Origin of the sequence: Domibacillus sp. A3M-37, from assembly GCF_024213455.1 — a bacterium.
Lineage (GTDB): Bacteria > Bacillota > Bacilli > Bacillales > Domibacillaceae > Domibacillus > Domibacillus tundrae.
In genome coordinates, this window is record NZ_JANAVL010000003.1 from 42485 (window position 1) to 58073 (window position 15589).

Consider the following 15589-nt stretch of genomic DNA (forward strand, 5'->3'; position numbering starts at 1 on the left):
TGATGGGGAAAGCTACCGGTTTTATCGAATATGATCGTAAAACAGCGCCAGGACGAAACCCGGCTAATCGGGTGAAAGACTGGAAAGAATATACCACAAAACTTCCTGAACAGGAATTACAAATTCAAGGGGCCCGCTGCATGGACTGCGGGACTCCCTTCTGCCACACTGGCCAGATGATTGGGGGCACTGTATCGGGATGCCCGCTTTACAACTTGATCCCGGAATGGAATGACCTTGTTTACCGCGGTCATTGGAAAGAAGCATTGGACCGTTTAATCAAAACAAACAACTTTCCTGAGTTCACGGGCCGTGTCTGCCCGGCTCCTTGTGAAGGTTCATGTACCGTTGCCATCAGCGATCCTGCTGTTGCCATTAAATCCATTGAAAAAGCGATCATTGACAAAGGTTTTGAAGAAGGCTGGATCGTGCCGAACCCGCCAAAACGCCGCACAGGTAAACGAGTAGCAGTCGTTGGATCAGGTCCTGCAGGTTTAGCTGCCGCAGATCAGCTGAACAAAGCAGGCCACCTTGTGACAGTTTTTGAGCGTGACGACCGGATCGGCGGCCTGCTTATGTACGGCATCCCTTCAATGAAACTTGAAAAAGAATCCGTCGAACGCCGTGTAAACTTGTTGAAAAATGAAGGCATTGAATTTGTTGTCAACACAACAATCGGCAAAGACATTACAAAAGAACAGCTGAAAGAAGAATACGATGCAGTGATTTTGTGTGCAGGTGCACAAACACACCGCGACATCGTCATTGAAGGACGCGAAGCAGATGGCATTCACTTAGCAATGGACTATTTGACAAAAAGCATTAAAGGCCTCTTAAATGAGTCTGAAGAAGGCGTTATTTCAGCAGAAGGCAAAAATGTAATCGTCATCGGCGGCGGCGATACAGGCGCTGACTGTGTCGCTACAGCGATTCGCCAAGGTGCCAAAAGCGTTGTGCAGTTTGGTAAGCATGAAGCACAGCCAATGGCACGCAAGGGAAATAACCCGTGGCCTCAGTATCCGAATGTATTCGAGCTTGATTACGCATACGCGGAGGCAGCAGCTGTGTTTGGTGAAGACCCACGTGAATATTTGATTTCGACAACGAAATTCGTCGCGGATGAACACGGCAAGTTAAAAGAACTTCATACGGTTCGTATGGAAAAAACGCACCTTGAAGACGGAAGCTACACGATGGAAGAAATTCCAGGCAGCGAGCAAGTTTGGCCTGTTGAACTTGTGCTTGTCGCGATCGGCTTCAGTGGAACAGATATGCCGCTTGCTTCTCACTTCGGTGTAGATACAACAGCACGGAATACCGTTCTTGCGAAATACGGCAAGTACAAGACAAACGAAGAAGGCATTTTTGCCGCTGGTGATATGCGCCGTGGACAAAGTCTTGTCGTCTGGGCGATCCATGAAGGACGCGAAGCAGCACGTGAAACAGACCACTTCCTGATGGGTGAAACGAAACTTCCTTAACTAGCACAAGAGGCTGTCGACGTTGTCGGCAGCCTTTTTCTGTTTTGAAAAGGGCCGATAGGTGAAGCCGGCCGGACTTCGCTTTCCGCGGGCAGTGCGGCAGCTTCATCGTCTGCGCCTGCGGGATCTGCCGATTCACTGTACTTCCCGCAGGAGTCTTCGTCTGGCAGGCTTCACCAAGTGGTTTTGGAAAAGCAGCAAGTGAGAGCGAGTCTTTATATACTGCATTTATTTAACAATCGTCAGGGACATTTCTGCGAATTCTTTCACCCCTGCTGCTGCGAAAGAATATGTATCTGCCAGACGATGCTGTTTTGCCCACCGCCTTTTCGGCTCCCGTCAAAAACAGCGAACCACAACAATTCCATACAAAAAAAGACCAGCGTCTGCTAGTCCCTTCTTAAATAATGCAAAAACGTTTCAGCTGTTTTCGTCATAAACGGCGCATCTGGAATAATCGCATAAAAATTTCGTTCGTAATAAAGACTTCCGCCACCGACAATCTTCAATTTTTCGAGCTCCAATTCATTGCGGATCGTCCATTCGGATAAAAGAGCGACACCAAGCCCCGCTTCTACTGCTTCTTTAATAATCTGTGTGCTGCCGAATTCAAGAATTTTCGCCGGACGAATGCTGTTTTTCGCCGCGAACCAATCAAATGCTTCCCTCGTACCGGATCCTTGCTCTCTTACAATCCATGTTTCTTCATTTAAATGAACACGCTTCTCTGTATTTTCTTTTTTTCCTTTAATGACATACATTTTATCCGAAGCAATTTTCTCAGCGATCAGTTTATCCGAGGCGACAGTCCCTTCCACAACCCCAAGATCAATTTCATTATGGATGACCTTTTCGGCGATTTCCTGTGTGTTGCCGATCGTAATATGAGGATCCACCGACGGAAACTTCTCGAGAAAGTCCGCCACAATGTGTGGCAAAATGTATTCACCAAACGAGTAGCTTGCGCCAACGGCCAGCTTCCCTTTTACTTCACCGGCCAAATCTTCCACTGCCTGCTTCATTTTTTCGTTTAACGTAAAAATCTCCCCGCCGTAATAGGCAACAAGGCTGCCAGCTTTCGTCAAACGGATCTTTTTGTTCGTCCGGTCAATAAGTTTAATGCCGAGCTCTTCTTCAAACGATTTAATGTATTGGCTCACTGCTGGCTGCGTAATAAACAGCTCTTCTGCCGCCCTTGAAAAATTCATATGCTTTACTACGGTTAAAAAAACTCTTAATTTTTGTTCCATAGCCACCCACCATCATACATGATTGCTTTTTATTTGTTTTTAACTGCTTCTATTTTAGCATGAACGAAATGGAAAAAGGGAACGCTGTATAAAAAGAAGCAAACAAAAAAGCATTCAGTGTCCTCCTATGACATTTGAATGCTTTGAATTGTTTTGTTTAGGATCAGCTGTTCTCCAATAACAGCTGAAAGTAAGTATTTCATTGCGTCCAGCTATTCTCCAATAACAGCTGAACAAGGTGGTGATGCTTTATTTTTTCATTAAGCTGTACAAAACTGCCTTTTGGGCGTGCAAGCGGTTTTCTGCTTGCTGGAACACGACGGACGCTTCTCCATCCATCACGCCAGCAGATACTTCTTCGCCGCGATGCGCAGGCAGGCAGTGCATAAACTTGCAGTTTCCATTTGCTTGTTGAAGCAGTGCTTCATTGACTTGATACGGTGCAAATGCCTCCAGACGAAGAGCTGATTCTTCTTCCTGCCCCATACTCGTCCATACGTCCGTATAAATGAAATCTGCTCCTTGTACCGCTTCATTCGGATCTTCCGTGAATGTCACGACAGCACCTGTTTTGGCCGCAATTTCTTTTGTCTTTTGGATCACGCTGCTGTCTGCTTCATATCCTTTTGGTGCCGCAAGAGCAAAGTCCATGCCCATCATGACCGCACCGATCATGAGAGAATGTGCGACGTTGTTACCATCACCAACATACACTATTTTGCTGCCCTTAAAACTGCCTTTGTACTCATAAACGGTCAATAAATCAGCCAGCGCCTGGCATGGATGATACAAGTCCGTCAGTCCATTAATAACAGGAACGGACGCTGCTTCTGCCAGCGTTTCAATCCGATCATGTCCGTGCGTACGGATCATAATGCCATCCAGATAGCCTGATAACACTTTGCCGGTGTCTTCAATTGTTTCACCACGGCCTATTTGCAGCTGGTCCGAGCTTAAAAACATACCGTTTCCGCCAAGCTGTAGAATAGCTGTTTCAAAAGAAACACGCGTTCTCGTTGAGCTTTTTTCGAAAATCATGCCAAGAATCTGTCCTTTTAAGGCATCAAAATATTTTTCTTTTTGTTTTTTCATATCGTCAGCAAGCACGACAAGTGCCTGCACTTCTTCAATGCTGAAGTCAAGAAGCTTCAGGAAGTCTTTCCCTTTTAAATCGAGCTTCACTACTTGTTCCATCGTGATCATAAAAGTCACCCCGACGTGTCGTCACCGTGTTTATACTTATATTTATACACTATAAAGAATTAAAATACAACCTTTTTAAAATAAATTATTTGAAATTCTTTATCCGCCTCCTTCCTTCATGTATACTTTTTATGGAAGGAAAAGGTGATTATATATGAAAGAACCGAAGCGAATGCAAGATACGATTGTAGTGAAGTCTGCTCAAGTGTTTCCTCCGGATACAAACTATTATGGAACGCTTTTTGGCGGGAAATTAATGGCGCATATTGATGATGTCGCCTCTATTTCTGCGACACGATTTGCCCGTAATCCAACGGTCACAGCATCTACTGATTCTGTTGATTTTATTCGGCCGATTAAAGTCGGCGATACAGTCACGCTTAAAGCAATGGTGACCCACACCGGCCGATCGAGCATGGAAGTATTTGTTCGGGTGATATCTGAAAATCTTATTACCGGCGCAGAAGAGGTGGCCGCCATTTCATTTTTGACATTTGTCGCATTAAATGAAAACGGTCAACCGGTAGAAGTAGGAAGCGTCGTACCAGAATCAGAAGAAGAAAAATGGTTATCTGACACCGCTCCCGCACGTGCCGCATATCGAAAAACCAGAAAAGATCATAGTAAAGAACTAGCTTTATTTTTTAAAAAGATATGACCTTTGACCTCCCTTCACCGTAACAAAATTTAAGTTTTCGTAACAAGCTTGTCCCCTTTTACTATAACGACGGCTTTTTCTTCTGTCATGACTGTAATAAAAGCAAATTCATCTTTTTGTCCCATGTACGTGTATTCTTTTTCTTCCTTATAATGAGCGCAGGCGAGAAAATGCCGTTTGGAGGAATGGATATATGTTTGGACAAGTTGAAATCGGAATTGACCTGGGAACAGCTAATTTGCTCGTTTACTGTAAAGATAAAGGCATTATTTTAAATGAGCCTTCTGTTGTTGCCATTGATATGGATACAAAAAAAGTACTAGCTGTTGGTAAAGATGCAAAAGAAATGATCGGAAAAACGCCGGGACGGATTGCAGCTGTGCGCCCGATGAAAGACGGTGTCATCGCCGACTTTGATGTAACAGCCGAAATGTTAAAAGAATTAATGAAAAAAGCCGGAAAAGCAGCCGGATTTACAATTCGGAAGCCGACAGTCGTTGTTTGCACACCCTCTGGCGCAACCAGTGTAGAACGCCGTGCGATTCAAGATGCGATCAAATCAAGCGGAGCCAAAACGGTTCATTTAATTGAAGAGCCTGTAGCGGCAGCAATCGGAGCAGACCTCCCTGTAGAGGAACCGATTGCCAACCTGATTGTTGACATTGGCGGCGGTACGACGGAAGTGGCTATTATTTCATACGGCGGAGTGGTTACGTGCAATTCGATCCGCTTAGCCGGTGATAAATTAGATGAAGACATCATTCAATATATTCGGAAAGAATACAATTTATTGATTGGTGAGCGGACAGCAGAAAATGTCAAAATGGAAATCGGCTATGCACCCATTGAGCATAATGAGATGCATATGGATGTGCGCGGCCGCGACCTTGTGACCGGCTTGCCAAAAACCGTGAACGTCAGCTCGTATGAAATTCAAACAGCGCTTCGCGAATCGCTGTCAGCTATTTTAGAAACGATCCGCGTTACACTTGAATCATCGCCACCGGAGCTGAGCGGCGATATCGTTGACCGCGGCGTCGTGATCAGCGGCGGCGGAGCACTTTTAAACGGCATTCAGGATTGGCTTGCACAAGAAATCATCGTGCCGGTTCACTTAGCACCAAATCCATTGGAATCTGTCGCGATCGGCACTGGCCGGTCATTACATGTACTGAAAAAATTACAAAAAGTGACGTCTTAAAAAAATAAAGGGGCTGCCATGAAAAAGGCAGCCCCTTTATTTTTCGTATGGAACATCTTGATAAAAAAGTTCAATAAAAGAAAAGTATACCAAAAGCAGTGATTGTTTTCCTTGAATGTTTCACGTCGATATATTATAATTTAGATAATTAGATAAACATCTAAATAAAGGAGGCTGCAGATGTCCGCTACACTTGTTTTCAAAGCGCTTGCTGATCCTACTAGACGTTCGATAATCGAATTGTTAAAAGAACAAGACATGACGGCTGGCGATATTGCCGAGCAGTTCAACATGAAAAAGCCCAGTATCTCGCACCATCTTAGTACACTTCAGACAGCAGGACTTATTTTATCGGAACGAAGCGGCCAGCACATTATTTATTCATTGAACACAACCGTTTTTCAAGACATTATGATGTGGATGATGAATGTATCTGGAAAGGAGAATGAAAAATGAAAGAATATCGTTATTTTTGGCTCGTCATCTCGGCTGCTTTTTTGATCAGCTTTATCATCCTCCCCTATTTGCCGGATCAAATTGCGACACATTGGGGTCCTGCTGGAGAAGTGGACGGCTATTCTTCTAAATGGTTTGGTGCATTTTTCGGACCGCTCATGCTTCTATTTGTCGGCGTCCTTTTGATCGCTTCTCCAAAAATCGATCCACGCCGTCAAAATTACGGAAAATTTAAGAGCAGCTACCTTATTATTATGAATGCATCGGTTACGCTTTTATTTATCATTCACTTACTGACGCTGGTTAACGGGCTTGGGTATGCTGTGCAAATGGATGTAGCCGTTTCTCTTTTAATTGGTTCGCTCTTTATTGTCATCGGCAATTACATGCCGCGCGTGCGCCCCAGTTACTTAGTTGGCATTCGAACACCATGGACACTTGCAGATGACCAGGTCTGGACGAAAACACACCGGACAGGCGGCCTGCTGTTTGTCATTGGAGGACTTGTGCTGATTGTTGCAGCCTTTTTGCCGGTCGCTGTTAAAATTACGGCGTTGGTCGTTGTCATTATTCTGATCTCATTGATTCCTTTTATCCAGTCATACCTTTTATTCAAAAAAATGCATCGTTAAATATAATCCTACAGTGAAAATTCTTCTTGACTGAGCGTTCTTGAAACGATATGATAATTTTAATTATTCATGCAATTTTATAACCTAATTCTTATCGAGAGAAGCCGAGGGTACTGGCCCTATGACGCTTCAGCAACCAGCCGGACGGTCAGGTGCTAAATCCAGCAGACTGCTGCAGTCTGGAAGATGAGAAGGAACGGACAACACATACATGTTGAAAAAGCCTTCTTGCCCTCAGGAAGGCTTTTTTTATTTTACTACGGAGAGGATGCTGCGCCATGACACTGCTCGATAAGTTAAAAACAGACGTGCTGACCGCGGACGGAGCGATGGGCACGCTTTTATATTCATATGGAATTGATTTTTGCTATGAGGAACTGAATACAGAAAAACCGGAAATTATCGAAAAAATTCATCAAGATTATATTAAAGCCGGCGCGGATGTTATTCAAACGAATACATACGGTGCCAATACATTAAAGCTGGCGCGCTATGGCATTGAAAACCGGGTGCGCGAATTAAACGAAGCAGCTGTGAACATTGCGAAAAAAGCAGCGGCACCAGGCGGCCAGTTTGTTCTTGGCACAATCGGAGGCATCCGCGGCATTCGTAAAAGCACGGCGACAAATGATGAAATTCTCGCTTCCGTACGCGAGCAGGCAGAAAGTTTATTAGCTGGTGATCCGGACGGACTTTTGCTTGAAACGTATTATGATTTTGAAGAGCTGTCCGCATCCGTGAAGCTGCTTCGTCAAATGAGCGATGTGCCGATCATTGCACAAGTGTCGATGCACGAACCGGGCGTTTTGCAAAATGGGCTGTCATTAAACGACGCGCTTCAGCAATTGGAAGGAATCGGCGCAGACGTTGTTGGTGTCAACTGCCGCTTAGGTCCTTATCATACAATTCAAGCGTTTGAAGACGTGACACTGCCAAACAAATCCTTTTTATCCGCTTACCCGAATGCGAGCCTGCTTGATGTAGAAGACGGACGGATCGTGTATGAATCGGAAGCCGATTATTTTGGACGGGCGGCCGTTCTTCTCCGTAATGAAGGTGTACGGCTCATCGGCGGCTGCTGCGGTACGACGCCGAAGCATATTGAAGCAGCCAAAAAACGTCTCGCCGGCCTCCCTCCTTTAATGGAGAAAAAAGTAAAAACGAAAAAGCCGATTGTTATTCAAGAAGCGGCGCCTGCAACGGACGTGTCCATTTGTGAGAAAGCGAAAACTGAACGGACGGTGATCGTAGAGCTCGATACGCCGAAAACATTAATGACCGATAAGTTTATTGAAGGCGCGAATGCGTTATATGCGACCGGTGTCGATGCCGTGACGATGGCCGATAATTCGCTCGCTTCCCCACGTGTCAGCAACATGGCAATGGGTGCGACATTAAAAATGAAACATGACGTTCGATCGCTCGTTCATATTACGTGCCGTGACCGTAACTTAATCGGGCTGCAATCCCACTTGATGGGGCTTGACGCTCTTGGCCTGCATGACGTGCTTGCCATTACTGGCGACCCGACGAAAGTAGGCGATTTCCCTGGTGCGACAAGTGTGTACGATGTATCAAGCCTTGAACTGATTCAGCTTATTAAGCAATTAAATGAAGGCATTTCCTTCTCCGGCAAGCCGCTGAAAAAGAAAGCAAAGTTTTCGGTTGCAGCCGCGTTTAATCCGAATGTACGCGTGCTCGACCGCGCCGTAAAGCGGCTGGAGAAAAAAATCGAATGCGGCGCGGATTACTTTATTACCCAGCCTGTGTTTACAAAAGAAAAAATTATTGAAGTCCATGAAGCGACCAAGCATTTACCCACTCCGGTCTTTATTGGCATCATGCCGCTGACGAACATGCGAAATGCTGAGTTTTTGCATCATGAAGTGCCAGGTATTAAGCTGTCAGACGAAACACTTGAAAGAATGCGCGCATGCGGCGAAGATAAAGAAGCGTCCGCAAAAGAAGGCGTGAAAATTGCGAAAGAGCTGATTGATACGGCGGCCGGACTGTTTAATGGTTTGTATCTTATTACACCGTTTTTACGTTACGACATGTCGGTTGAATTGATTCATTATATAAAAGAACTTGATGCAAAGAAAGAAAGCGGGGCTATGCATGACCACATATCAAATTGAACAAGAACTGAAAAAGCGAATTCTTCTCATTGATGGTGCAATGGGAACAATGCTTCAAAATGCGGATTTATCGCCGGATGATTTCGGCGGCGAAGAATATGACGGCTGTAACGAAAACCTTGTGCTTACAAGACCGGATGTGATCGAACGCATTCACCGCGAATATTTAGAAGCGGGCGCTGACATTATCGCGACCAATACGTTTGGCGGAACACCCGTCGTGCTGGACGAGTACGACTTAGGCGATAAAGCGTATGAAATCAATTTGCGCGCTGTACAGATCGCCCGTAAAGTCGTCGATGAATTTTCCACGCCTGACTGGCCTCGTTTTGTAGCAGGCGCCATTGGCCCGACGACGAAAACATTGTCTGTCACAGGCGGCATCACATTCGATGCACTCGTTGACAATTTTGAGCTTCAGGCAAAAGCGTTAATTGAAGGCGGATCGGATTTAATTTTGATGGAAACAAGTCAGGATATGCTGAACGTCAAAGCCGGAACGCTTGGGATCCGCCGCGCTTTTGATGCAGCTGGTGTTGAGCTTCCTGTTATGATTTCGGGTACGATCGAACCGATGGGCACGACACTTGCCGGACAAAACATTGAGGCGTTTTACATTTCCATTGAACACATTAAGCCTCTTTCAGTCGGCCTAAACTGTGCGACCGGTCCGGAATTTATGACGGATCATATCCGCTCCCTGTCAGACCTTGCAACAAGCTATGTCAGCTGTTATCCGAATGCCGGTCTTCCGGATGAAGAAGGCAATTATCATGAATCACCGGACTCGCTTGCGCAAAAATTGTCAGCATTTGCCGATAAAGGCTGGCTGAATATCGTCGGCGGCTGCTGCGGTACAACACCTGAACACATTCGTGTCATGCGTGAAGCGGTCAAAGAAAAAAAACCGCGCACATCGCCTGAGCAGCCGCACGGACACGCTGTTTCCGGCATAGAACCGCTTTTATATGACGATTCTATGCGCCCTCTTTTCATTGGAGAGCGGACAAACGTTATCGGCTCACGCAAATTCAAGCGGCTGATCATTGAAGGCAAATTTGAAGAAGCAGCAGAAGTTGCCCGGGCGCAAGTAAAAGGCGGCGCACACGTTATCGATATTTGTCTCGCCAACCCGGATCGTGAAGAACTGGACGACATGAAACAATTTATGCAAGAAGTCGTCAAAAAAGTAAAAGTACCGCTCGTCATTGACTCCACCGATGAAAAAGTCATTGAAGAAGCACTAAAATACTCACAAGGGAAAGCCATTATTAATTCGATTAACTTAGAAGACGGCGAAGAGCGCTTTGATGCAGTCATGCCGCTTGTAAAGCAATACGGGGCAGCTGTCGTCGTTGGAACGATTGATGAAGTCGGCATGGCCGTTACAAGAGAGCGAAAACTTGAAATCGCCATCCGTTCACATGACTTGCTTGTGGAAAAATGGGGGCTTGCACCAGAGGATATTATTTTTGATCCACTTGTCTTCCCTGTTGGAACCGGCGATGAGCAGTATATAGGTTCTGCGGTTGAAACGATTGAAGGCATCCGGCTTATTAAAGAAAAACTGCCGAGATGCTTAACTGTTCTTGGCGTGAGCAACGTGTCATTCGGCCTCCCTCCTGTCGGGCGTGAAGTGCTGAATGCGGTGTATTTGTACCACTGTACACAAGCAGGACTCGATTATGCGATCGTCAACACGGAGAAACTTGAACGCTACGCGTCGATTCCGAAAGAAGAAATCAAGCTTGCGGATGAACTGCTGTTTACAACGACAGACGAAACACTGGCTGTTTTCACTGACTTTTACCGCGGCAAGAAAAAAGAGAAAAAAGAAGAAGATATTCCAAAAACGGTACCGGAGCGTTTAAGTTACTATGTGGTTGAAGGAACGAAAGAAGGCCTTCTTCCGGATCTTGAAGCGGCGCGCGGCATGTATGATGAACCGCTTGATATTATTAATGGGCCTCTCATGAAAGGAATGGCAGAAGTCGGCCGTTTGTTTAATGACAACCAGCTGATCGTGGCAGAAGTGCTGCAAAGTGCGGAAGTCATGAAAGCGTCTGTTTCCTACCTTGAGCAGTTCATGGAGAAAAAAGAAGATGACAACGGCAAAGGAAAAATAGTGTTGGCGACTGTAAAAGGCGATGTGCATGACATCGGCAAAAACCTGGTTGACATTATTTTAAGCAACAATGGCTTTAAAGTGGTTGATGTCGGTATTAAAGTCACACCACAGGCGTTAATAGAGGCCATCCGGAAAGAAAAACCAGACATGGTCGGCTTATCCGGACTGCTCGTTAAGTCAGCTCAGCAGATGGTTATTACTGCGCAGGACTTTAAGTCAGCGGATATCAATGTCCCAATTTTAGTCGGCGGCGCGGCGCTGTCTCGCCGGTTTACTGAAACAAAAATTTCCCCGGAATATACGGGTCCTGTTTTATACGCTAAAGATGCGATGGACGGCCTCGATATCGCCAACCGCCTGCAAAATGCGGAGCAAAAAGTGGCACTTTTACAGGAGCTTGAAGATAAAAAAGAAAAACGAAAAGAAGTGGAAGCATACCGTGAGGAGCGGAAAGAACAAGCAATTGCGACCGCACCGAAGCCGGTCAAAACCGTTCGGGAAGATGTACCGGTTTTTGTGCCGCGTGACCAGCGCCGCCGCTTGTTGAAAGATTATTCAATTTCCCACTTGAAGCCGTACGTGAATATGCAGACACTGATCGGCCATCACCTTGGCATGAAAGGCAATGTGAAAAAGCTGATTGAAGAACAAAATGACAAAGCGATTCAGCTTCACGACACAGTTACCGGCTTTTTAAATGACGGCGAGTTAAAAACAGCGGCTGTCTATCAATTTTTCCCGGCACAGTCACAAGGCAACGATGTCATTATTTACGATCCGTCTGATGCGAAAACAGAAATTGAACGATTTACCTTCCCGCGCCAGACGAAAGAGCCTTTCCTCTGTTTGGCGGATTATGTGAAATCTGTTGAAAGCGGCGAAATGGATTACGTCGGATTTTTCGTTGTCACAGCCGGATTTGGTGTTCGTAATGCAGCGATGAAGCTGCGTGAAGAAGGGAAATTCCTTGATAGCCATGCGCTTCAGTCGACAGCGCTTGAGCTTGCAGAAGGCTTTGCTGAACGGATTCACCAGGAAATGCGCGACCAGTGGGGTATTCCCGATCCGATTGACTTTACAATGCGTGAACGATTCGCAGCCAAATACCAGGGGCAGCGCTTTTCATTCGGCTACCCGGCCTGTCCAAACCTTGAAGACCAGGAAAAACTATTTGGCCTTATTAAACCGGAGGAAATCGGTGTCAACTTAACAGAGGGCTTTATGATGGAACCGGAAGCGTCTGTTTCCGCCATCGTTTTTGCTCACCCGGATGCACGATACTTTAACGTAAATTAATAAAAAAAGCAGCCGCTGCGTATGGTACGCAGGGCTGCTTTTTTGTTTCGTGGCCAACTGCAAACTTTCGCAATCAACTAAAAAACAATCTATATAAGTTGAACAAATGATTTTACACACCACCGTTCAGAAAAAGCGTTCAAGAACAGCGCTTATCCTAAGTAATGGAAGGGCGGCAGACACAGGGCTGCGCTTTCCATGGGGCAGTCTCCGTCCTGCGCCTGCCGCCTTTGTGGGGAGGAAAAACAGGAAGGATCAACAACAATTTGGTCTTTTCTTCTCTTATCGAAAAGAATGGATCATATGTGTCTATCCATACTCGCTGATTTACTAAAAACCAACGGGCGGAGGGCTGGCAGCGCGGAGACCATAGGCGTAAACTTAAGGAGGGTGCACGCCCTCTTCTGAGAAATATTTTTGGCCCCGGTATTTTTGGAGGCTGTTTTTTATCGTGTGAAGGGGTCATAAAAAATAAGACTTCCGAAAAAGGGGTATTGAAATTTTTTCCTTTTTATCAGGTCCAGGCTATGTTTCTGGCTTTTTTAGACGTCTTTCCACATTTGTTCAGGCAAATAGTGAAGTTTTTGACCGCCCTCTTCCATGCCCGCCTTCCTTTCCTGAAGGCTTGGGCATGAGAAGGTGTTCCGGCGTAAAAAGTCTTTTCCGCTTGATGAACTCTGTTTCGTGCGCTAACTCCTCAAGAACTTTTGGGAGACAACTCCTGAAATAATTCTTCCATCAGGACAGCAGGATTATTTTTTTTCATAAAAATACCTCCTCGTGATAGTTTGTTTTATCACATTCAGGAGGAAAAGAAACTGGTTTTATCTTTTTTTCTTAAGTTTACGCCTATGGCAGCGGAGACTTCCGCGAGACGAGCGGACAGGCTGAAACGGGCAGCGCAAAGCGGTGACTGATTCAGCGTTCACCCCTGTTGTTAGCGCAGCCGCCAGCCTGCAGCCCATTACGCTGCTTTTAAAAAGATATCCTTTCATAATAGGAAGCGCAGAAAGCAAGAAGTTTAATTCAACTTATATATTTCTTTTTCTCAAAAAATAGAATCAATGAAGGCAGCAGAAGACCCCGCACGAAAAATGTATCAATGAGAATTCCGACGGCGACGATAAAACCAAACACAAACAGCACTTCAATCGGCTGCGTCATTAGTACCGCAAATGTAGCCGCCAATATAATCCCTGCTGATGAAATGACCCCGCCTGTTTTAGCGACTGCAATTTCAACTGCTTTTTTAAGCGGGTGTTTTTCTCTTTCCTCCATATAACGCGAGACAAGAATAATGTTGTAATCAATACCAAGCGCAACGAGGAAGACAAACGAATATAACGGAATTCTTGTACTGACCGCATCAATACCAAACAATGTATCTATTAAGAATAAGCCAAGACCAAGCGCGGATAGAAACGACAGCACAATGGTTCCAACCATATAAAGCGGCATTTTCCAAGACCGAGTCAAAACAATAAGCATAACAAACAACAAGACAATTTCAATGATCACGATAAGCGTTAAGTCCCGCTCATTCAGTTCACGATCATCGAGCTTTTCTGCTGTTTCTCCCGCAAAGTACAATTCACCGGCTGCACCCGCAGCCTTCAGAATATCCGATTCATTCGAACGTAAATCAGCCAATATATCAAGCGAAGTTTCATCATAAGGGCTCGTTTCAAATGCTATCGTCAGCTCATGAGCGTTGCCTGCCGCTGTGGAAGCCGCTGACACAGCTGAAAGGATTCCTTCCTGATTTCCAAGCTCCTCCGCCACCGCAGCAGGATCACCTTCCCCTTCGTATAAAACAGTCGTCGGTGATAAATCACCGGCTGAAAATTTTTCATCGATAATGTTGTAGCCGACGAGTGACGGCATGTCAGCCGGAAACGATTTGAGTGTGTCAAACTCGTATTTAAGATTAAAGACATTTAGGGAAGAAACAATTAAAAAGACAAGGACAATGCCGCCAGAAAGAGCGGGTTTATTTATTACAAAACGCGCCACACGGCTCCAAAGACCTTTTTCTATTTTGTTTTCCGCTCCAACTTTCGGCACTTTTGGCCAAAACGATTTGCGTCCAAATAACGTAAATAACGCCGGGACCAATGTGACAGATGCCATCATAATAACAGCCATAACCGTCGCAAAAAGCGGTGCGAAATTCTGATAATCACGGATGGCCGCAAAAAACAGCACAAGCATTGCTGCAAGAACAGTACCGCCGGAGAAAAAGACCGGTTCCCCTGTTTCGCGCATCGCATATTTCATCGCATTGAATTTGCTTTCATGCTGCTTCAGCTCTTCACGGAAACGTGCCAGCACGAAAAGGGAATAGTCTGTAACAGCCGCAAATAGCAGTATCGTCATGATCGACAATGCCTGGCTGCTCATTTCAAGTCCGGCTGCACCGTAAAGACCCAAAATCCGATCTGTCAACGCGTACACAAGTCCTGAAGCAAGGAGTGGAATAAACGCTAACAGCGGTGAGCGGTAAATAACAATAAGCAATACTAAAATAAGTCCGACCGTCGATAAAAGCAACACAATATCCGCTCTTGAAAACAAGGCTGTCGTATCGGTGGCAATGCCGGCTGGTCCGGTCACATATACATCGCCGCCGGCTTCCTGAACCGCAATATCTGTCATTTTTTCAATAAGCGGCTCAAACTCTTCACTATCAAACCCCGCTTGAAACACAACCGGAATAGCTGCGGCAGATTCATCTTTCGCTAAAAATTCGGCTTGTGCAGGCGGCGGCAGCTGAGCGAATGGCGCAATGCTCGTTAGTCCATCTACTTCTTCTTCAATGGCGGCCAGTGCTTTGGAAATATCATCTGTATTCACCTCGCCATTTTTATTATTAAAAACAATAATTGCAGATGTACCGCCATCATTCGGAAAATATTCCTCTACTTTTTTCGAAGCCTCAATGGACGCAGCATCATCCGGAAGCGGCTGGAATGCATTTGCTCCATAATCCCTCGCTGCCGGTGCAAACAAACTCAGGAGCACAATAGCGGCCAGCCAGGCAGCCAGCACCGTCCACATTCCTTTTTTCGTTGCGACCCAATCCGTTAATGGCCAGAGCGCTTTTTTCATTATAATTTCCTCCTAAACCTTACGTTATAACCTCATTT

At 45.6% G+C, this 15589-nt stretch carries 10 protein-coding genes and 1 riboswitch; of the genes, 7 read left to right on the plus strand and 3 right to left on the minus strand.

Annotation, left to right across the window (positions count from 1 at the left end):
• The first annotated feature begins 2 nt into the window (after positions 1-2).
• A complete protein-coding gene (locus NLX67_RS07070) occupies positions 3-1481 on the plus strand; it encodes a glutamate synthase subunit beta (protein WP_254310877.1) in 1479 nt (492 codons plus the stop codon).
• A 389-nt stretch (positions 1482-1870) separates the two neighbouring features.
• Here the strand turns inward: NLX67_RS07070 and NLX67_RS07075 are convergent, their stop codons facing one another.
• Together NLX67_RS07075 and argF are read right to left on the minus strand one after the other, a co-directional pair.
• Positions 1871-2731 (minus strand): LysR family transcriptional regulator, encoded by an 861-nt coding sequence (locus tag NLX67_RS07075; protein ID WP_046181106.1) that lies wholly within the window; start codon positions 2729-2731, stop codon positions 1871-1873.
• A gap of 249 nt (positions 2732-2980) precedes the next feature.
• The gene (argF, locus tag NLX67_RS07080) at positions 2981-3934 is read right to left on the minus strand and encodes an ornithine carbamoyltransferase (RefSeq protein ID WP_254310879.1); all 954 of its coding nucleotides are present in this window, start codon (positions 3932-3934) and stop codon (positions 2981-2983) included.
• Positions 3935-4088: 154 nt separating this feature from the next.
• Here argF and NLX67_RS07085 point away from each other — a divergent pair, with 154 nt between their 5' ends.
• The 6 genes from NLX67_RS07085 to metH all read left to right on the plus strand — a co-directional run bounded on the left by NLX67_RS07085 (position 4089) and on the right by metH (position 12443).
• Positions 4089-4592: an acyl-CoA thioesterase gene (locus NLX67_RS07085; protein WP_046181107.1), complete on the plus strand. Its 504-nt coding sequence runs from the start codon at positions 4089-4091 to the stop codon at positions 4590-4592.
• A 193-nt stretch (positions 4593-4785) separates the two neighbouring features.
• Positions 4786-5793, plus strand: coding sequence for a rod-share determining protein MreBH (mreBH, locus tag NLX67_RS07090; protein ID WP_046181108.1), 1008 nt, complete (start codon positions 4786-4788; stop codon positions 5791-5793).
• Positions 5794-5973: 180 nt separating this feature from the next.
• The gene (locus NLX67_RS07095) at positions 5974-6249 is read left to right on the plus strand and encodes an autorepressor SdpR family transcription factor (protein WP_254310881.1); all 276 of its coding nucleotides are present in this window, start codon (positions 5974-5976) and stop codon (positions 6247-6249) included.
• Positions 6246-6881 (plus strand): SdpI family protein, encoded by a 636-nt coding sequence (locus tag NLX67_RS07100; protein WP_254310883.1) that lies wholly within the window; start codon positions 6246-6248, stop codon positions 6879-6881. Before NLX67_RS07095 ends, NLX67_RS07100 begins: the two co-directional genes overlap by 4 nt.
• Positions 6882-6969: 88 nt before the next feature.
• Positions 6970-7074, plus strand: a riboswitch (SAM riboswitch).
• A gap of 85 nt (positions 7075-7159) precedes the next feature.
• A complete protein-coding gene (locus NLX67_RS07105) occupies positions 7160-9019 on the plus strand; it encodes a bifunctional homocysteine S-methyltransferase/methylenetetrahydrofolate reductase (protein ID WP_254310885.1) in 1860 nt (619 codons plus the stop codon).
• The gene (gene metH, locus NLX67_RS07110) at positions 9000-12443 is read left to right on the plus strand and encodes a methionine synthase (protein ID WP_254310887.1); all 3444 of its coding nucleotides are present in this window, start codon (positions 9000-9002) and stop codon (positions 12441-12443) included. Before NLX67_RS07105 ends, metH begins: the two co-directional genes overlap by 20 nt.
• Positions 12444-13469: 1026 nt before the next feature.
• Here the strand turns inward: metH and NLX67_RS07115 are convergent.
• Positions 13470-15551: an MMPL family transporter gene (locus tag NLX67_RS07115; protein WP_254310889.1), complete on the minus strand. Its 2082-nt coding sequence runs from the start codon at positions 15549-15551 to the stop codon at positions 13470-13472.
• Positions 15552-15589 lie beyond the last annotated feature (38 nt).

Coding starts and splice junctions, on each gene's coding strand:
- NLX67_RS07070 (WP_254310877.1), top strand. CDS start 3: ATGGGGAAAGCTACCGGTTTTATCGAATATGATCGTAAAACAGCGCCA.
- NLX67_RS07075 (WP_046181106.1), bottom strand. CDS start 2,731: ATGGAACAAAAATTAAGAGTTTTTTTAACCGTAGTAAAGCATATGAAT.
- argF (WP_254310879.1), bottom strand. CDS start 3,934: ATGATCACGATGGAACAAGTAGTGAAGCTCGATTTAAAAGGGAAAGAC.
- NLX67_RS07085 (WP_046181107.1), top strand. CDS start 4,089: ATGAAAGAACCGAAGCGAATGCAAGATACGATTGTAGTGAAGTCTGCT.
- mreBH (WP_046181108.1), top strand. CDS start 4,786: ATGTTTGGACAAGTTGAAATCGGAATTGACCTGGGAACAGCTAATTTG.
- NLX67_RS07095 (WP_254310881.1), top strand. CDS start 5,974: ATGTCCGCTACACTTGTTTTCAAAGCGCTTGCTGATCCTACTAGACGT.
- NLX67_RS07100 (WP_254310883.1), top strand. CDS start 6,246: ATGAAAGAATATCGTTATTTTTGGCTCGTCATCTCGGCTGCTTTTTTG.
- NLX67_RS07105 (WP_254310885.1), top strand. CDS start 7,160: ATGACACTGCTCGATAAGTTAAAAACAGACGTGCTGACCGCGGACGGA.
- metH (WP_254310887.1), top strand. CDS start 9,000: ATGACCACATATCAAATTGAACAAGAACTGAAAAAGCGAATTCTTCTC.
- NLX67_RS07115 (WP_254310889.1), bottom strand. CDS start 15,551: ATGAAAAAAGCGCTCTGGCCATTAACGGATTGGGTCGCAACGAAAAAA.